The organism is Variovorax sp. 10N412 (genome assembly GCF_056394985.1).
Genome location: NZ_JBFTIO010000019.1, coordinates 1 through 16,827, shown reverse-complemented (window position 1 = coordinate 16,827; position 16,827 = coordinate 1). Strand labels below are relative to the sequence as shown.

General features: G+C 68.9%; 19 protein-coding genes. 11 read left to right on the top strand and 8 right to left on the bottom strand.

Going from position 1 to position 16,827, the window contains the following annotated elements; translation table 11 throughout:
* Nucleotides 1-14: 14 nt before the first annotated feature.
* The 4 genes from AC1DJH_RS28595 to AC1DJH_RS28580 form a co-directional block, all read right to left on the bottom strand.
* Nucleotides 15-1,400 (bottom strand): MFS transporter, encoded by a 1,386-nt coding sequence (locus AC1DJH_RS28595; RefSeq protein ID WP_478187993.1) that lies wholly within the window; start codon nt 1,398-1,400, stop codon nt 15-17.
* Between the two features lies 1 nt (nt 1,401).
* A complete protein-coding gene (locus tag AC1DJH_RS28590) occupies nt 1,402-3,861 on the bottom strand; it encodes a TonB-dependent receptor (RefSeq protein ID WP_478187992.1) in 2,460 nt (819 codons plus the stop codon).
* Between the two features lie 130 nt (nt 3,862-3,991).
* A complete protein-coding gene (locus AC1DJH_RS28585) occupies nt 3,992-5,041 on the bottom strand; it encodes a FecR family protein (protein WP_478187991.1) in 1,050 nt (349 codons plus the stop codon).
* Nucleotides 5,038-5,595, bottom strand: a complete 558-nt coding sequence (locus AC1DJH_RS28580; RefSeq protein WP_472121241.1) for an RNA polymerase sigma factor — start codon at nt 5,593-5,595, stop codon at nt 5,038-5,040. Before AC1DJH_RS28580 ends, AC1DJH_RS28585 begins: the two co-directional genes overlap by 4 nt.
* A 245-nt stretch (nt 5,596-5,840) precedes the next feature.
* On the opposite strand from AC1DJH_RS28580, the gene AC1DJH_RS28575 reads away from it, so the two are divergent.
* Nucleotides 5,841-6,149 carry an STN domain-containing protein gene (locus AC1DJH_RS28575; RefSeq protein WP_472121243.1) on the top strand — a complete coding sequence of 103 codons (309 nt, stop codon included), beginning with the start codon at nt 5,841-5,843 and terminating at the stop codon, nt 6,147-6,149.
* Nucleotides 6,150-6,501: 352 nt separating this feature from the next.
* Here the strand turns inward: AC1DJH_RS28575 and AC1DJH_RS28570 are convergent, their stop codons facing one another.
* The 4 genes from AC1DJH_RS28570 to flgA form a co-directional block, all read right to left on the bottom strand.
* Entirely contained in the window at nt 6,502-7,368 is an 867-nt protein-coding gene (locus AC1DJH_RS28570; RefSeq protein WP_478187990.1) for a winged helix-turn-helix domain-containing protein, read from the bottom strand.
* Between the two features lie 26 nt (nt 7,369-7,394).
* Entirely contained in the window at nt 7,395-7,853 is a 459-nt protein-coding gene (locus AC1DJH_RS28565; protein WP_472121247.1) for a flagella synthesis protein FlgN, read from the bottom strand.
* Entirely contained in the window at nt 7,850-8,182 is a 333-nt protein-coding gene (flgM, locus tag AC1DJH_RS28560; protein ID WP_478187989.1) for a flagellar biosynthesis anti-sigma factor FlgM, read from the bottom strand. Before flgM ends, AC1DJH_RS28565 begins: the two co-directional genes overlap by 4 nt.
* A 101-nt stretch (nt 8,183-8,283) precedes the next feature.
* The gene (gene flgA, locus AC1DJH_RS28555; RefSeq protein WP_478187988.1) at nt 8,284-9,018 is read right to left on the bottom strand and encodes a flagellar basal body P-ring formation chaperone FlgA; all 735 of its coding nucleotides are present in this window, start codon (nt 9,016-9,018) and stop codon (nt 8,284-8,286) included.
* A gap of 220 nt (nt 9,019-9,238) precedes the next feature.
* On the opposite strand from flgA, the gene flgB reads away from it, so the two are divergent.
* From flgB to AC1DJH_RS28505, 10 genes are all read left to right on the top strand, one after another.
* Complete coding sequence (flgB, locus tag AC1DJH_RS28550; protein ID WP_435436158.1) at nt 9,239-9,646, top strand: flagellar basal body rod protein FlgB; 408 nt, start codon at nt 9,239-9,241, stop codon at nt 9,644-9,646.
* A gap of 15 nt (nt 9,647-9,661) precedes the next feature.
* Nucleotides 9,662-10,078 (top strand): flagellar basal body rod protein FlgC, encoded by a 417-nt coding sequence (flgC, locus tag AC1DJH_RS28545; protein WP_472121255.1) that lies wholly within the window; start codon nt 9,662-9,664, stop codon nt 10,076-10,078.
* A 33-nt stretch (nt 10,079-10,111) separates the two neighbouring features.
* Nucleotides 10,112-10,801, top strand: coding sequence for a flagellar hook assembly protein FlgD (locus AC1DJH_RS28540; RefSeq protein WP_472121257.1), 690 nt, complete (start codon nt 10,112-10,114; stop codon nt 10,799-10,801).
* Between the two features lie 41 nt (nt 10,802-10,842).
* Nucleotides 10,843-12,057, top strand: coding sequence for a flagellar hook protein FlgE (gene flgE / locus AC1DJH_RS28535; protein WP_472121260.1), 1,215 nt, complete (start codon nt 10,843-10,845; stop codon nt 12,055-12,057).
* Between the two features lie 37 nt (nt 12,058-12,094).
* Nucleotides 12,095-12,841, top strand: coding sequence for a flagellar basal-body rod protein FlgF (flgF, locus tag AC1DJH_RS28530; protein ID WP_478187987.1), 747 nt, complete (start codon nt 12,095-12,097; stop codon nt 12,839-12,841).
* Nucleotides 12,842-12,905: 64 nt separating this feature from the next.
* Nucleotides 12,906-13,688, top strand: a complete 783-nt coding sequence (gene flgG, locus AC1DJH_RS28525; RefSeq protein WP_116910947.1) for a flagellar basal-body rod protein FlgG — start codon at nt 12,906-12,908, stop codon at nt 13,686-13,688.
* Nucleotides 13,688-14,410 (top strand): flagellar basal body L-ring protein FlgH, encoded by a 723-nt coding sequence (locus tag AC1DJH_RS28520; RefSeq protein WP_472121265.1) that lies wholly within the window; start codon nt 13,688-13,690, stop codon nt 14,408-14,410. Before flgG ends, AC1DJH_RS28520 begins: the two co-directional genes overlap by 1 nt.
* Before the next feature lie 2 nt (nt 14,411-14,412).
* The gene (locus AC1DJH_RS28515; RefSeq protein WP_478187986.1) at nt 14,413-15,540 is read left to right on the top strand and encodes a flagellar basal body P-ring protein FlgI; all 1,128 of its coding nucleotides are present in this window, start codon (nt 14,413-14,415) and stop codon (nt 15,538-15,540) included.
* A gap of 10 nt (nt 15,541-15,550) precedes the next feature.
* Entirely contained in the window at nt 15,551-16,564 is a 1,014-nt protein-coding gene (flgJ, locus tag AC1DJH_RS28510) for a flagellar assembly peptidoglycan hydrolase FlgJ (RefSeq protein ID WP_478187985.1), read from the top strand.
* Between the two features lie 64 nt (nt 16,565-16,628).
* A partial coding sequence (locus AC1DJH_RS28505; RefSeq protein WP_478187984.1) for a chemotaxis protein CheW occupies nt 16,629-16,827 on the top strand: 199 nt, incomplete at its 3' end.

The window sequence follows — 16,827 nt, the reverse complement described above, 5'->3', positions numbered from 1 at the left end:
AGCGGGAAGAAAGGTCAGGTCGGCTGCGCTTCGCGCATCAGGCGCACGAACGGGCCTTCGGTGGCGCGCAGCACCATGGCGCCCAGGCAGCCGCCGACCAGCGTGGTCGCGACGATGGACACGGCCAACCCGTTGGGCATTGACTTGAGCGCGTCCGACAACATGCCGACCATCAGCGGCCCCACCACGCCGAAGGGCAGGCTGGCCAGCGTGAGCATCGCGATGGTGCGGGCGCGCAGGTGCGGCGGCGCCGCGTCCTGCAGCACGTTGGGCAGCAGCACCGCGCTGCCGATGAGCGGCACCACCAGCAGACCCAGCAGCATGAAGTTGTGGTTGGCCGAGCTCGTGAACAGCAGCAGCGTCGACATCAGTGCCGCCGAGAAGTTGCCCAGCATGATCAGGCGCAGCGCCGCGGCCGGCCCCATGCGCGGCTGCACATAGCGCATCGACAGCACGCCCAGCAGGCCGCCGGCCACCGTGCCGCACAGGAAGGCCAGGCCCATGCCCTGACCCATCTGCACCGGCGTGACGCCGTAGGTGCGCGCCGTGACGATCGGCAGCCAGGTGCCCAGCGAGCTCAGGCCCACGCTGGTCAGGCCCACGCCGGTCACCAGGCCCGCGAAGGTGCGCCAGTGCAGGCGCAGGTGTTCGCGCAGGGTCGTGGCGCCCGAAGCGTCGGCGGCCTTTGCACCCGGCTTCGCTGCCTGCGCACCGCCGCGCGGCGTGCGCCGGATCGACAGCACCAGCAGCGTCACGGGAATCCCGGCGCAGGCCAGCACGAAGAAGGTCAGGCGCCAGGCTTCGAGCTGCTGCATCGCGACGGGCAGCCAGGGCCGCAGGTCGTTCGTGAGGTGCACGATGGTACCGCCCAGCAGCGCACCCAGCGCACTGCCGAAGATGGCCGACAGCGCGAACACCGCGTTGGCCAGCACCCGCTGCGCACGCGGGAACAGGTCGGGGATCATGCTGTTGGTGATGGGCGTGAGGCCGGCCTCGCCCACGCCCAGGCCGACGGAGGCGACGAACAGCACGCCGTAGTCCATGGCCGTGCCGCGCATGGCGGTGGCGGCGCTCCACAGCACCACGCAGGCGGCGAGCACCACGCGCCGGTCGTAGCGGTCGCTGAGCCAGCCCAGCGGCAAGGTGGCGATGCCGGTGAACAGCACGATGCCGGCGCCCTGCAGCAGGCCGATCTGCGTGTCGGAGAGCGACAGCGTCTGGCGGATCGGCTCCGTCAGCAGCGTGAGGATGACCTTGTCGATCGACCCCAGCACGGTGGCGATGATGAGCACCGACAGTGCGTACCAGGCGCTGGTGGGCGCCTTGAGGGTCGTTTCCAGGGCCGCAGGGGCGGCCGCATCCAGCGGCATCGGCGCCGCGAAAGGTGGGAGGCCAGCCATGTCAGAACGGAACGTTGACGTTCACGCCGATGGTGCGCGCCGGCACGAGCGCCGCGGTCACCACGTTCGGGTTCGCGTTGAGTCCGGTTTCGATCGACACGAGGCCGCGCCGGTTCGTCAGGTTGCGCACATAGGCCGAGACGCTGAAGCGCTTGAAGTCGATGCCCGCCTGCAGGTCGACCAGCGTATAGGCCGGCATCATGATGCTCGGCAAGGACGTGCTGCCGCGGTAGCCCGCGTCGCGCTTGCCGGTGTAGCGCGCGCTGATGCCGACGTAGGCCGGGTGGTCGGCGAGGCTGAAGTTGCGCGTCACGCCCAGCGTGGTGGCAAAGCGCGGCGTGTGCGGCAGGCGAGTGCCGGCCTTGGCGCCCAGGCCCGTGGCGTCCTCGGTCAGGCGCGCGTCGATCGCGGCGGCGTTGGCGGTGAAGCGCCATTCCTTGCTGGGCTTCCAGTTGAGCGTGAGTTCGCTGCCCTTGATGCGGGCCGAGCCCGCATTGGTGACGAAAGTGAAGCCGCCGCTGCGCGTGGGCTGCTGCACGCCGCTCCACTCGATGTCGTAGAGCGCCGCTTCCAGCGACAGCGTGCGGTCGAGCAGGTCGGCCTTGTAGCCCAGCTCGTAGCTCCACAGCGAGTCGGAGTTGTACATCGGCTGCACCACGTTGCGGTCGGTGTTGGCCTTCAGCACATTCGGACCGCCGGGGCGGTAGCCGCTGGCCGCGCGGAAGTACGCGGTGCTCGTCTCCGACAGCGTGTACTTGGCCGCGGCCAGGTAGGTGGTCGGGCTTTCCGACGAGGTGCCTGCGGCCTCGGAGGCGACCGCGCCGACCAGCTGGCCGGTCTGGCGGCTGGCGTACTTCTGGTTGTTGCGCGACAGGCGCAGGCCGCCGGTGAGCGAGAACGCGGGCGTGACGTTCCAGGTGATGTCGCCGTAGGCCGCCTCCTCGCGGTAGCGCGACGACTGCGTCGACGTCAGCAGGCCGAGGCTGCCCCGGCCCCCGATCAGGTTGGCGTCCATGACGCCGTTGTTGCTGCCGCGCTCGCGGTTCAGGTACAGGCCCGCCAGCCACTCGATGGTGGTGCCCGAGCGCGAGGTCAGGCGGAACTCCTGGCTGACGCGGTGCTGCTCCACGGCGCTGTTGACCGGCACCGAGGCCACCGGCACGCGCAGCGCGCTCAACGCCGGTCCGTACAGGCCGGTGACGTCGACGGTGTTGTTGATCTTCACGTCCTGCGCGGAGGTGATCGAGTTCAGCCGGGCCCAGCCGAAGTCGTACTCCACGTCCAGCCCGAACAGCTGCGTGAGGTTGCGGACCGATTCGTTGGCCGACAGCTGGCGCGTGCGCTCCCGGCCCCAGGGGCGCAGCGTGCGCTTGTCCATCTCTTCGAAGCCCAGGCCCTTGCGATGCACGTCCTGCACCGTGCCCGTGAGGCGCACCGTGAGTTCGCGGGTGGGCGTGAGCAGCAGCGAGACCCGGCCGCCGTCGGTGTGGCCGCGGTCGATGTTGCGGCCACTCGCCAGGCCCGAGGCGTCGTAGCTGCCGCCGAGCTGGTCGGTGAAGGCGGCGAAGCGCACGGCCGCCACGTCTTCCTTGATCGGCACGTTGAGCACCGCGCTGGTCGTGAAGCCGGGGCCGCCGCCCTGCGTCCACGAGGTGCCGAGCCGCACCGAGCCCGCGAACTCCATGGTGTCGGGCTGGTTGGTCACGTACTTGAGCACGCCGCTCATGGCGCCGGCGCCGTACAGCGTGCCCTGCGGGCCGCGCAGCACCTCGATGTGGCTCAGGTCGAGCATGCCCATGTCCAGCGGCGTGTTGCCGCCGTTCGCGCCGGCCGAGCTCAGGCCGGTGGCCACGTCGTCCACGTACACGCCCACGGTCGCGATGCCCTGCACCGGGCCCATGGTCAGGCCGCGCATGGTGAGCGTGCCGCCCACGCTGCCGCTGCTCGTGAGGTTCACGCCCGGCTGCTCGGCCACGTAGTCGGCCAGGTTCTTGGCACCGGCGCGCTCCAGCGTCTCGGCCTTCATCACGTTGACCTGCATGGGCACTTCGCGCACCGGCTCGCGGCGGCGCGTGGCCGTCACGGTCACGCTGTCGAGCGACTGCGGTTCTTCGGTGGTCGGGCGCGTCACCACCGGCGCGGCGGTGTAGACCACGATGGCGCCGTCGTCGCCGCGGCGCGTGTTCAGCGGCGTGCCTTCGAGGATGCGCGCGAGCGCATCCTGCGGCGCCAGCGCACCCTTCACGCCGCGCGTGGCGAAGCCCTTCACGTCGTCCACCTTGTAGATCAGCTGCACCCCGCCTTGGGCCACGTAGGCGTCCAGCGCGCTCCTCAGGTCCCCGCCCGCGATGTCGAAACTCTGCAGGGCCTGCACCTGTGCCTGGCCCTGCGCCTGGGCCTGCGTGGACAGCCCGCCGATCAGCGCGCAACTGCCCGCGATGACCCAGGGGCGAAGGGCCACGCGTTTGCTTTTCTTCACGGACGGCACGGAAGGCAGGGTAGCGCTTTGCTCGATTCGATTCATGATCTACAGCGTGGTATTTGTTGGGGTACCCACTGAGACGAATGCGTCGTCACATTCCGGTAATAAGCTAGTTCGAAATTCTTGTTTCGTTGCCGCTGTCCTGCACCACCAGGCCGAAGCCCTGCTTGAGCAACGCCACGAAGCCGGCCATGTTGCCGGCGTCGAAACTGCCGCCGATCCGGATCTGCGCGACCGCCGCGTCGGTGATGACGAGCTTGCGCGTGTTGTAGCGGTTGAACTGTGTGGCCGCGTCGCCCAGCGTGGTCTGGTCGAACACGAGCTTGCCCTGGCGCCAGCTGAGCTCGTCGTCGATCTGCTTGGGGGCCTTGGGCATCACCAGCACGTTGCCCGCGTTGGCCACTGCCGCCTGGTTGCGCACGAGCACGGTGGGCGCGACGCCGTTGGCGGCCTGTGCCGACGCGATCTGCACGCGGCCTTCCTCCACCACCACGTTCACCTGGTCGCCCTGGCGGCGGACCACGAAGCGCGTGCCCAGCACGGTGATGCGGCGCTCGCCCGCGATCACCACGAACGGGCGCTTCTTGTCGTGCGCGATGTCGAAGTAGGCCTCGCCGTCTTCCAGCCACACCTTGCGCCCGCTGTCGTTCACCAGCGTGCGCAGCTGCGTGGCGGTGTTCAGCGTGAGCACCGAGCCGTCGGCCAGCGCCACCTGCTGGCGCGCGCCCACCGCGGTGGCGTAGTGCTCGCTCTGCCAGTCTTGTGTGTACCGCCAGCCCAGCCAGCTGCAGGCGCAGGCCGTGAGCAGCATGCCGGCCGCGATGCGTTGCGTGGAAAAGCGCGGCAGCCAGCGTGCGCCGCCTTGCCGCGGCGCGCGGCCGGACGCGGGGGCGCGCGCCGGCAGCGGAATGGGGACCGTCGCGGGGGAGGGCGCAGGCGCAGGCGCGGGCGCCGCTGTCGGGGCCGGTGGCGCGCGCAGGGCGCTCAAGCGGTCGGCGCGCTGCCAGGCGCTTGACAGCCGCAGCCACGCGATGCGGTGCGCGATCGACTCGGCGATCCAGGCGTCCAGCTGCTGCTGGTCGGTGTCGCCCCAGCTGCCGCTGTCGCGGCGGGCCAGCCAGTCGGCGGCGGCGGATTCGATGCGTTCGGCGTCGGTCATGGCGAGAGCCTCTTGTCGTTCTGTGCCCGGCCGAAGGCCTTGGTGTCGAGCTGCACGCCGCTGGCGAGCATGGCGTCGGCCAAGGCCCGCACGCCGCGCGACACCTGGCGCTCGACCGTGTCTTCGGTGATGCCCAGCTGCGAGGCCACCTCGCGCTGCGAGAGGCCGTCGATCTTGCGCATTTCCACCACGCGGCGGCACTTCGAAGGCAGGGCGTCGAGCGCCGTCTGCAGCAGCCGCAGTTCGCCGCGGCCCGCGGCATGGCGCTCGGGCGTCAGTTCGTCGGCCGAGAAGTCGAGCGCGTCCAGGTCGGCAATGATTTCGATGGACACGATCTGTGCCCGCCGCGCACGGTCGATCAGCAGGTTGCGGGCGGTGGCGAAGACAAAGGGCTTGACCAGGTCGGGGAGGGCTTTGGCAGCCGATTCATAGATACGCACGTAAACGTCCTGGCGCAGGTCGGGTATTTCGGCGTCGTCCCGCCAGTTGCGGCGAAGGAACCGCGTGAGCGCGGCCTCCATCGGCAGCACTTCGCTGACGAACCAGGTGTCCAAGTCACTGAGAACCAAAAGAGCGCTCCTGGGAATGGCCGGATGGATGACGACGGGCCGCCGGGATTGGCGACAGACAGTGAGACGAGCGCCGACAGGATTTCCGGTAACGCACGACGGAAATACCGGAAACCGCGGGCTGGCTCGTCTCACAAGGGTCACAAGAAAAATCACATCGCGGGAAGCACATCCAAATGAATCGAATCGGGAGGCAGAGCGTCACCCCCCCTGGCGGAGCCCGGCGGCACATGGCCATGGCCCTTGCGTTGAGCGGCGTCCTGCTGGCCTTGCCGTCGCCGGCTTCGGTGCCGGCCCGCGAGTTTGACGTGGACAGCGGCGCGCTCAAGCCCGCGCTCGACACTTTCATTGCCCAGTCGGGCGTGCAGCTCATCTACAAGGTGGAGGACGTCAAGGCCCTGTCCACGCGCGGCGTCAAGGGAAAGATCGCGCCCGAGGTGGCGCTGGACCGCCTGCTGGAGGGTACCCGCCTGCGCATCCGCCGCGGCCAGGACGGCGCCATGGTGCTCATTGCGCCGGCGGACCGTAAGCAGCCCTGAAATTCCGCTCCCCCGGCCGCCGCGCTTCAGCCCGGCTTAAGGTGGGCGGCCGATACTGGTCGGGACGGTCGGCTGGCGCTGGTAGAGGTCGCTCAGGCACCCGCCCCGCAGGGGTGGTTCCTCGAAGCCGGCGATCGTCCCATCTTCACCATCGGCGCGGGGTGGCAGCGAGGGTTTTCCACGCTGCCCGTTTCGCAGGCACCGTGGTGCAGGCCACGCCAGGCAACGATTCCGCGCGAACTTCGCACGGTTGTCCCCAGTGTTGTCCCCAATTGGCGGGGACAACCTCCACCCGGCCCGATTCAGGCCTGTTCCGGTCGGCCCCGGCCGATTCGAGCCGGTTCTGCCCGGTTCAAGCCCAGGCGAGCGCCGGCGCTTCCGCACGCCGGTTCGGCTCGGTCGACGTGGCCGGAAGCGTGGCGGGAAATGTGACCGGAAACGCCAGGCCGTGCCCCGGGGTGTCGGCAGGCACCGGGGTCACCGGGAGGTGGCGCAGCTCGTAGCCCCGCCCGTACACCGAATGCAGCACGAACTCGCTCTGCTTGTGCAGCGCCAGCTTGCGCCGGATGTTGGCCACGCAGCAGTCGAGCACGCGGCTCTTGCGTTCGATGCGCGAGTCCATCCACAGCGAGGCCAGCAGCCAGTCGCGCTCCAGCAGCCTGCCGGCATTGCGGAACAGCAGCAGCGCCAGCTCGAACTCGCGGGGCTTCAGGCGGATGTCCTCGCCCTTGTGCATCACCAGCTTGCGGCTGCCCAGGAACTGGTAGTCCCCGAAGCTCGCACTCACCGTCTGCGGATGCAGCAGCGTCTGGTTGCGGCGCAGCGCCTCGCGCGCACGCAGTTCCACCTCGAAATCGTCCACCGGCAGCACCGCGAAGTCGATGGGGGCGCCGTTCGGCTCGGCGTCGACCGACGACAGCACCGCCGCCAGTAGCTCGCGCTGCAGCGCATTGGCCACCAGGAAGATCGGCAGGCGCAGCGCCTTGCACATCGAGGTCAGCACCGGCCATGCCCCTTCGTCTTTCAGCACCACCAGCAGCAGGCCGAACTGGCTGCCGTGTGTCACGGCCAGCAGGAACTCGGAGCTGCTGTCGAAGCGCACCGGGGTGCAGCCCATCAGGCGCAGCCTGTGGCCCCACGACTGGGTCTGGGCTTCGTCGCAGCCCACCATGGCCACCTGGCGCGAGCCCTGGGCGTTCTTCGTGTCGATAGCTTCCATCGGATCTCAGGGGTTGGGGCCGGTGTTCAGCCCGCTGCGAGGCGTGTTCCGGCGCCCGGCTGGGTCTTGCGAACGCCGTCCGGGCCGTAGAAGAGTTGTGCGCTGGCCTGCAGGAAATGCAGGGCCTGCTGCGTGAAGTCGAGGTGCGCGTACACCATGGAGCCGTTGCGCATGTTGTGGCTGCGGGCCTGTACGGCCAGCACCAGCAGCTCGGCCCAGGCCTGCTGCACCGGCTTGCCGTCGGCCGCCGCGGCGGCATCGCCCCCGGCACGGCCGGGCCCGAAGCCCAGCGCCACCTGCAGCGCCTCGCGTTCGATGTCCAGCGCCGCCATGCGGTCCAGCAGGCGGGTTTTCTCCGCGGCAATGCCCGCCAGGTCGCCGAACACGTGGTCGGACATCGCCTTGGCCTCGCGGTCCAGCAGGGCCAGGAATTCCTGGATGCTGGCGGCTTCGGTGCGCAGGTGCGTCAGCAAGGAGGCGGTCATTCGCGGCCTTTCGGATCGGGTTTGGCCTCGACCGGGGCGTCGAGCAGGTCGCGCACGCTGGCCAGCAGGCCGTCGGCGATGCGCTCGGGTCGGATCTGGTAGCGCCCGGCCCGGATGTCCTCGCGGATCGCGGCCACCCGGGCGGCGTCGAAATCGCTCCCACCCACGGCGCTGGGCATGGTGTGGACGTGCGCGGAGGGCTGTGCCGCTTCCTTGGGGCGCGCGGCGGCGGCTGCTGCCGTGGTGGCGGCGGCGCTCGTGGCGGCCGCGCCCGTGGCGGGCGGTCGGGGAAGGGGCGTGGCCGAAGGGGCGGGTTGATCGATTTTCAAGGTGATTCCTCAGGGGCTGACCCATATATCGGCAGCACGGGCAAGAACTTTAGAAGCGGCTTGCAACAAAGCGTACGGCAAGTCTTCAGGGGCCGCTCGGCTCACTGGGCCAGCTGGATCTGCCCCTGCATGTCCGCCACGCCGCTGACCAGCCGCCCGTCGAGCGTCTTGGCCTGCACCACGGCGCCCGCTGCGGCGCCGCTCATGGCCTTGGCGTCGGTGCTGACCACGAAACCCTGGCCCTGCGCCACCACTTTCACGGACTGGCCCTGCTGGATCACGGTCACGCCGCGCACCAGCTCCTTGCGCAGCGGCGCGCCCGGCGCAATGCGGTTCGACGCCACCACGCCGTTGAGTTCGCCGGCGCTGGTGATCACCGAGCGCGGCAGCCGCGACAGGTCGCCCGTGCGTTCGGTGAAGTCGCCCGCGCCCAGCGGACGGCCCGCGTCGATGGCGCGCGCGGCCACGAAGTAGCTGCCTTCCACCGACACATGCGCCTGCACGAAGCGCGTCCAGGGCCGTTCGGTCTGGCAGCGCACGCCCACCGACACGCGGCCCCAGGGCGTCGCGCCCGGCGGCAAGAACACTTCGGGCGCGTCGCAGGCGGGCAGGGCGGCGGTGCCGCGGCCTTCCAGGCGCACCGTCACCTTGCCCGGCAGGCCGGCGGTCTGCACCTGCAGGTACCTGGCGATGGCGGCTTCCGCGGCCGGGTTCGGCACATCCTGAGCGGGCTGCTGCGCGGGCTCCGCCGCCAGTGCGGACACCGGGCAGCAGGCCACAGGCAGCATGGCCAGCACGGTGTGCAGCAGGCGGGTGCGCAGCTTGAAAAGGGTCATCGGAGGCGTCTGGATAGGGGCGTGGAGTGCGGTGCGTCCTGTACAGGGGGCACAAGCCACCGCCCGGAAATTCTAGAAATTCCCGGTGCGATCGAAGGTGCGAGCAGCAGGCGAAAACCCCCTTTGTTCGAACGATTGCAAACGCGGGTCATGCATAGACTCGCTTTCCATCTGTCGCCGCGCCTTGCGCATTCGCGACGCTTCAACGGATGGAACACACATGATCGACAAGCTGGATGCGGCGTTTCGCTTCAACCGCGAAGCCCTCAACCTCCGGGCGGAACGCCAGGAGGTGATTGCGGCCAACATCGCCCATGCCGACACGCCCAACTACAAGGCGCGCGACTTCGACTTCAGCGCCCGCCTGAGCGAGGCCGTGGAACGCGGCCGCTCGTCGCAGTCGATGTCGATGGCCACCACGTCGGCGCGCCACATCGAGGGCCAGGCGCAGACGGCCTCCGACAAGGACCTGCTCTACCGCACCCCCAACCAGTCGAGCATCGACGGCAACACCGTCGAGATGGACGTCGAGCGCATCGCCTTCGCCGACAACGCGCTGCGCTACGAGTCGAACCTCACGGTGCTCAACGCCAAGATCAAGTCGATGCTTTCGGCGGTCGCGCCCTAAGCCCAGGAGGCACGCATGCCGTTTCCCAGCACATCCATGAACATCTTCAACGTGGCGGGTTCCGCCATGACCGCGCAGTCGCAGCGCATGAACGTGACCGCCAGCAACATGGCCAACGCCGAGAGCGTGGCCGGCCCCGACGGCATGCCGTACCGCGCCAAGCAGGTGGTGTTCGAGGTCGCTCCCTCGGGCATGCAGGACATCGGCGGCGTGCGGGTGTCCGGCGTCGTCGAGGACCCGTCGCCGCCCCGGCTGGTGTTCGACCCCAAGAGCCCGAACGCCAACGCCCAGGGCTACGTGGCCATGCCCAACGTCAACGTGGTCGAGGAGATGACCAACATGATCTCGGCCTCGCGCAGCTACCAGGCCAACGTCGAAGTACTCAACACCGCCAAGACGCTGATGGTCAAGACGCTGACGCTCGGCCAGTAATCCCTCTCTTCCACAGACCCCCCCCTCCACACCATGGCCATCTCCGACACCTCGTCCATCACCGGGCAGAACGCCACCAGCGCCGCAGCCTCCAGCAACGGCAGCGTCTCCAACGAAGACAGCGAGCAGCGCTTCCTCAAGCTGCTGGTCACGCAGCTCAACAACCAGGACCCGCTCAACCCGATGCAGAACGCCGAGCTCACCTCGCAGCTGGCGCAGATGAGCACCGTGAGCGGCATCGAGAAGCTCAACACCACGCTGTCGGGCCTGGTGAACCAGACCGGCTCCAACCAGGTGCTGCAGGCCGCCTCGCTCATTGGCTACAACGTGCTGTCGCCCGGCGACGTGCTCACCACCAAGAAGACCGAAGAAGGCAAGGACCCGGCCACGCAGGCCTTCGCCGTGGAGCTGCCGGGCACGGCCGCCGACGTCGACATCAAGATCCTCGACGCCTCCGGCAACGTGGTGCGCACCATCAACGCCGGCGCCATGAAGGAAGGCGTCAACGCCGTCACCTGGGACGGCAAGGACGACGCGGGCAACGCGGTGCCCGAGGGCGCCTACCGCTTCACCGTGGACGCCACCAACGGCAGCACTGCCGTGAAGGCCACCGCGCTCACCTTCACGCAAGTGGCTGCGGTGAAGCAGGGCACCGACGGCGTCACGCTCGAATTGTCTTCGGGCAACAACATCGGCCTGGCCGACGTGCGCCTGTTCCTCTGAGTCATCCATCGCATCCAACGCAAACGAATTAAGGAACCATCATGGCTTTTTCCCAGGGCATCAGCGGACTCGGCGTTGCCGCCGCCAACCTCGACGTCATCGGCAACAACATTGCCAACTCCGGCACCGTCGGCTTCAAGTCGGCCGCCGCCACCTTCCAGGACGTGTACGCCGGCTCGCGCGTGGGCCTGGGCGCCTCGGTGTCGGGCGTGTCGCAGAACTTCACGCAGGGCACCACGCAGTCGAGCAGCCGCCCGCTGGACGTGGCCATCCTGAACGGCGAAGGCTTCTTCCGCATGGCCAGCGCCAGCGGCGAAATCATGTACTCGCGCAACGGCCAGTTCACCAAGGACAAGGACGGCTACATCACCAACGCCCAGGGCCTGCGGCTCACGGGCTTCGGCGTGAACGCCAGCGGCGGCATCAGCGGCGGCACGCCAGCGGCCATCCAGATCCCGACCGCGGCCATGACGCCCAACCCGACCAGCAACATCAAGGCCGAGTTCAACATCGACGCGCGCCTCAGCGCCCCCACGAAGACGCCGTTCAACGCGGCCGACTCCGACACCTTCAACTACTCGAACGCCGTCGGCCCGATCTACGACTCGCTGGGCAACCCGCACGACGTGGCCGTGTACTTCGTGAAGACCGCGGCCAACACCTGGAACGTGTACGGCTCCTCCGACGGCGCGCCGATCGGCGCCGGCCCGATCCTCACCGGCATGACCTTCGACACCAAGGGTGTCATGACGGCGCCGGCCGGCGGCTCGGTGAACATCGGCCCGCTCAACTTCGCCAACGGCTCCGCCGCGCTGACTGCCAAGGTCGACCTCACGGGCACCACTCAGTTCGGCGCCGCCAACGCCATGAGCAAGCTCAGCCAGGACGGCTACCGTTCGGGCGAGCTCACCTCGTTCTCGATCAACGCCGACGGCACGCTGACCGGCAAATTCTCCAACGAACAGACCAAGCTGCTCGGCCAGATCGTGCTGTCGTCGTTCGCCAACCCCAACGGCCTGGAGCCCAAGGGCGACAACGTGTGGGCCGAAACGGCCGCCTCGGGCGCCGCGCTCACCGGCACGCCGGGCGAGGGCACCAAGCTCGGCGCGCTGCAGTCCGGCGCGCTGGAGTCGTCCAACGTCGACCTCACGTCGGAGCTGGTCAACCTGATCGTCGCGCAGCGCAACTACCAGGCCAATGCGCAGACCGTGAAGACGCAGGACCAGGTCATGCAGACGCTGATGAACATCCGCTGACGCACCGCCCCCCAACGACTCACACCAGGAACACCCAGTGGATCGCATGTTGTATGTCGCCATGAGCGGCGCCAAGCAAATCATGGAACAGCAGGCCTCGGTCGCCAACAACATGGCGAACGTCTCGACGCCTGGCTTCCGTGCGCAGATTGCCAACTTCCGCGCGGTGCCCGTGGTCGGCGGGGAATCGCCCACGCGCGCCTTCGTCGCCGCCACCACGCCCGGCGCTGACTTTTCCCACGGCCCGCTCACCGAGACCGGCCGCCCGCTCGACGTGGCCGTGAGCGGCCCCGGCTGGCTGGTGGTGCAGACGCCCGATGGCGGCGAGGCCTACACCCGTGTGGGCAACCTGCAGATCGGTGCCGACGGCCAGCTGACCACCATGGGCGGTCGCCCGGTGATGGGCGACAACGGCGCGATGACCGTGCCGCCCGGCTCCGCGCTGACCATCGCCTCCAACGGGCTGGTCGCGGCGCGCGACCCCGCCTCGGGCACCTCCACCGGCATTGCCGAAGTGGGCCGCCTGAAGCTGGTGAACCCGGACAACGCCGACCTCGAGCGCGGCGACGACGGTCTGTTTCGCATGCGCGCGGGCCAGCAGCCGGCGCAGGCCGACGAGGCCGTCACGCTGGTCAGCGGCGCCATCGAAGGCAGCAACGTCAATCCGGTCGAGGCCATGGTGGCCATGATCGCCAACGCGCGCGGCTTCGAGATGCAGATGAAGTCGATGCAGACCGCCGACACCAACGCGCAGTCGGCCAACAAGCTGCTGTCGTACGGCTGATTCGCGGCCCACGCGCCCGCTTCAGTCGCCACCCGCCTCGCCACACACGCAGGACTCCCAAGAAATGATTCGCTCCCTCTACATCGCCAAGACCGGCCTCGACGCGCAGCAGACGCAGCTCGACGTGGTCTCCAACAACCTGGCCAACGTCGGCACCACCGGCTTCAAGCGCAGCCGCGCCGTGTTCGAAGACCTGGTCTATCAGAACCTGCGCCAGAGCGGCGGCCAGTCGTCCGACCAGACTCGCCTGCCTTCGGGCCTGCAGGTCGGCACCGGCGTGCACGTGGTCGCCACCGAGCGCATCCACTCGCAAGGCAACCTCACCAAGACCGACAAGCCCACCGACGTGGCCATCAACGGCGGCGGCTTCTTCCAGGTGCTGATGCCCGACGGCACCACCTCGTACACGCGCGACGGATCGTTCCAGAAAGACCGCGACGGCCAGCTCGTGACCGCCAGCGGCTTCCCGGTGCAACCCGCGATCACCATTCCGGCCAACGCCACCAGCATCACCGTGGGCCGCGACGGCATCGTCTCGGTCGTGCAGGCGGGCAGCACCAACACCGTGCAGGTCGGCCAGCTCCAGCTCGCGACCTTCATGAACCCCACCGGCCTGGAAAGCAAGGGCGAGAACCTGTACGCCGAAACCGACGCCTCGGGCGCACCCAACCAGGTGAACCCCGGCGTCGACGGCGCGGGCACGCTGAGCCAGGGCTATGTGGAAGCGTCGAACGTCAACGTGGTGGAAGAGCTGGTCAACATGATCGCCACCCAGCGTTCGTACGAAATCAACAGCAAGGCCGTGCAGACCTCCGACCAGATGCTGCAGCGCCTGGCGCAGATGTGATGAGCGGCGTGCGTCTTCTTCATCGGGCCGTGCGGGGCGGCAGCGCGGTGTCTCGCGCGCTGGTGCTGGTGTGCGTCACCGCGCTGGGCGCGGGCTGCGCGCAACTGCCGCGCGAGCCGCTGGTGCACCAGCCGATGACGGCGCGCGCCGAAAGCTACGCGGCCCTGCAGCCGCGACGCGCTCCGGGCGCGATCTTCCAGGACGGCCCCGGCGCCAACGCGCTGTTCGAGGACCGCCGTCCGCGCAACGTCGGCGACATCCTGACCATTCTCATCAGCGAGAAGGTCAACGCCACCAAGAACTCCGGCGCGAACGCCAGCCGTGCGGGCAGCACCGCCAGCGTGTTCGCCGTCATTCCGAAGCTCATCGGCGGCCTGCTCGACGGACAGGACTCCAAGCTCAGCGGCACCAACACGCTCACCGCCAAGGGCGGCGCCAACGCCAACAACACCTTCAACGGCGTGATCACGGTCACGGTGACGGACGTGATGGGCAACGGCAACCTGCTCGTGAGCGGCGAGAAGCAGATGGGCATCAACCAGGGCACCGAGTACATCCGCTTCTCGGGCGTGGTGAACCCGCGCACCGTGTCGGGCAACAACACCGTGCCCTCCACGCTGGTGGCCGATGCACGCATCGAGTACTCGGCCAAAGGCTACATCGACGAGGCGCAGACGATGGGCTGGATGCAGCGCATCTTCCTCAACGTGATGCCATTCTGAACATGAAAAACATCCTGGCTTCGCGCACCTCGGCGCTCCTGCGCACCGCAGCTATCGCGGTCTTCGGCACCTTGTGCCTCGCACCCGTTCATGCCGAGCGGCTCAAGGAGCTCGCCAGCATCCAGGGCGTGCGCGACAACCCGTTGATCGGCTACGGCCTGATGGTGGGCCTGGACGGCACCGGCGACCAGACCATGCAGACGCCGTTCACCACGCAGAGCCTGAACAACATGCTGCAGCAGCTGGGCATCACGATCCCGCAGGGCGTGAACATGCAGCTGAAGAACGTGGCGGCGGTGATGGTCACGGCCACGCTGCCTTCGTTCGCGCGGCCGGGGCAGAACATCGACGTCACCGTGTCGTCCATGGGCAATGCCAAGAGCCTGCGCGGCGGCACGCTGCTGATGACGCCGCTGAAGGGCGTGGACGGCGCGACCTACGCGGTGGCACAGGGCAACATGGTGATCGGCGGCGCGGGCGCCGCGGCCAACGGCAGCAAGGTGCAGATCAACCAGCTGAGCTCGGGCCGCATTCCGGCCGGCGCGCTGGTGGAGCGCACGGTGGAAGCGCCCGTGGGCGCGGAAGGCACCTTCGCCATCGAGCTCAACCGCTCCGACTTCGGCACCACGCAGCGCGCGGTGGACGCGATCAACCGGCAGTTCGGCCCCGGCACGGCCGAGGCCATCGACGCGCGGGCGATCCGCGTGCGGGCGCCCGAGCCGCAGCAGCGCGTGGGCTTCCTCGCGCGGCTGGAAGACCTCGAGGTCACGCCCACGCAGGCCGCGGCCCGCGTGGTGGTCAACGCGCGCACCGGCTCGGTGGTCATGAACCAGGCGGTTCGCGTGCGCGACTGCGCCATTGCGCACGGCAGCCTGTCGGTGGTGATCAATACCGAGCCGGTCATCAGCCAGCCGGGCGCGCTCTCGGGCGGCAGCACGGTGGTGGCGCAGACCTCGCAGATTTCAGTGAACCAGGGCGGCGGCGCGATCCAGATGGTGCGCGGCGGCGCCTCGCTGGCGGACGTGGTGAAGGGGCTGAACGCCCTGGGCGCGAATCCGCAGGACCTGGTGTCGATCCTGCAGGCCATGAAGTCGGCCGGCGCCCTGAGCGCCGAGCTCGAGATCATCTGAGGACGACGCAATGACGGTATCCACCTCCAGCGCCTGGAGCGGCGCCGACGCGGCCAGCCGCACCGGTGCGCTCGACCAGCGCTTCGCGCTCGACGTGCAGGGCGTCGACGCCCTGCGCCACACCGTGCGCTCCTCGCCCGAAGAAGGCCTCAAGCAGGTCTCGCGGCAGTTCGAGGCGCTGTTCATGAACATGGTGCTCAAGAGCATGCGCGAGGCCACGCCCTCCAGCGGCCTGCTCGACAGCCAGGACCAGAAGGTCTACATGTCGATGTTCGACCAGCAGCTCACGCAGAACCTCTCGGGGCGCGGCGTGGGGCTGGCCGAGTCGATGCTCGCGCAGCTGCGCCGCCAGCTGCCCTCGGGTCCGACCGATTTCGAGGCCGACGCGGCCATCGGCACCAAGCCCATGTCGCTGGAGCCGCGCGGCGGCTTTCCGTATGCGCCGAACGCGGGCATTCCGCTGGGCTCCGCGCCGACCAACCGCGTCGGCACGCAGGCCGACCTGAGCGTCTACCAGTTCAACAGCGACCGCCGCGGCAACGGCACGGGCGGTGGCGGCGACGCTTCGCTGCAGGGCAAGGTCGACGACTTCGTGGGCCGCATGGGCGCCTCCGCGCAGGCGGCCAGCACGGCCAGCGGCGTGCCCGCGCCGCTGATCCTGGCGCAGGCCGCGCTGGAGTCGGGCTGGGGCAAGCGCGAGATCCGCGCCGACGACGGCACGCAGAGCTTCAACCTGTTCGGCATCAAGGCCGACAAGAGCTGGAAGGGCGCGACGGTCGAGACCACCACCACCGAGTACGTCGACGGCGAACCGCAGAAGATGCGCGCCAGGTTCAGGGCCTACGGCTCGTACGAAGAGGCCTTCACCGACTACGCGCAGTTCATCACGCGCAACCCGCGCTACGCCAACGTGCTGGCCACCGACGACCCCGCCGCGGCCGCCCACGGCCTGCAGCGCGCGGGCTATGCCACCGATCCGAAGTACGGCGAGAAGCTGGTTCGCATCATGCAGAAGTTCGGTTGAACCGCACCCGGCCCGCCCGCCTGCCCGAGGCTTCGTGGCGGGCCACACCCTACCGAGAAACGCCATGACAGAGATCGCGGGCATCGCCCACACGCAGCAGCAGTCGCAACACATCGTCGCCGCCCGCCTGGAGGTCGTGACCTTCAAGCTGGGCGAAGAGGAATACGGCATCGACATCCAGAAGGTGCAGGAGCTGCGCGGGTACGACGCGGTGACGCGGATTGCGAACGCGCCGGACTACATCAAGGGCGTGGTGAACCTGC

Coding starts and splice junctions, on each gene's coding strand:
- AC1DJH_RS28515 (WP_478187986.1), top strand. CDS start 14,413: ATGAAAAACATCCTGGCTTCGCGCACCTCGGCGCTCCTGCGCACCGCA.
- flgB (WP_435436158.1), top strand. CDS start 9,239: ATGATCGACAAGCTGGATGCGGCGTTTCGCTTCAACCGCGAAGCCCTC.
- flgG (WP_116910947.1), top strand. CDS start 12,906: ATGATTCGCTCCCTCTACATCGCCAAGACCGGCCTCGACGCGCAGCAG.
- AC1DJH_RS28565 (WP_472121247.1), bottom strand. CDS start 7,853: ATGACCGCCTCCTTGCTGACGCACCTGCGCACCGAAGCCGCCAGCATC.
- flgJ (WP_478187985.1), top strand. CDS start 15,551: ATGACGGTATCCACCTCCAGCGCCTGGAGCGGCGCCGACGCGGCCAGC.
- AC1DJH_RS28570 (WP_478187990.1), bottom strand. CDS start 7,368: ATGGAAGCTATCGACACGAAGAACGCCCAGGGCTCGCGCCAGGTGGCC.
- flgE (WP_472121260.1), top strand. CDS start 10,843: ATGGCTTTTTCCCAGGGCATCAGCGGACTCGGCGTTGCCGCCGCCAAC.
- AC1DJH_RS28575 (WP_472121243.1), top strand. CDS start 5,841: ATGGCCATGGCCCTTGCGTTGAGCGGCGTCCTGCTGGCCTTGCCGTCG.
- flgA (WP_478187988.1), bottom strand. CDS start 9,018: ATGACCCTTTTCAAGCTGCGCACCCGCCTGCTGCACACCGTGCTGGCC.
- AC1DJH_RS28595 (WP_478187993.1), bottom strand. CDS start 1,400: ATGGCTGGCCTCCCACCTTTCGCGGCGCCGATGCCGCTGGATGCGGCC.
- AC1DJH_RS28520 (WP_472121265.1), top strand. CDS start 13,688: ATGAGCGGCGTGCGTCTTCTTCATCGGGCCGTGCGGGGCGGCAGCGCG.
- AC1DJH_RS28540 (WP_472121257.1), top strand. CDS start 10,112: ATGGCCATCTCCGACACCTCGTCCATCACCGGGCAGAACGCCACCAGC.
- AC1DJH_RS28585 (WP_478187991.1), bottom strand. CDS start 5,041: ATGACCGACGCCGAACGCATCGAATCCGCCGCCGCCGACTGGCTGGCC.
- flgC (WP_472121255.1), top strand. CDS start 9,662: ATGCCGTTTCCCAGCACATCCATGAACATCTTCAACGTGGCGGGTTCC.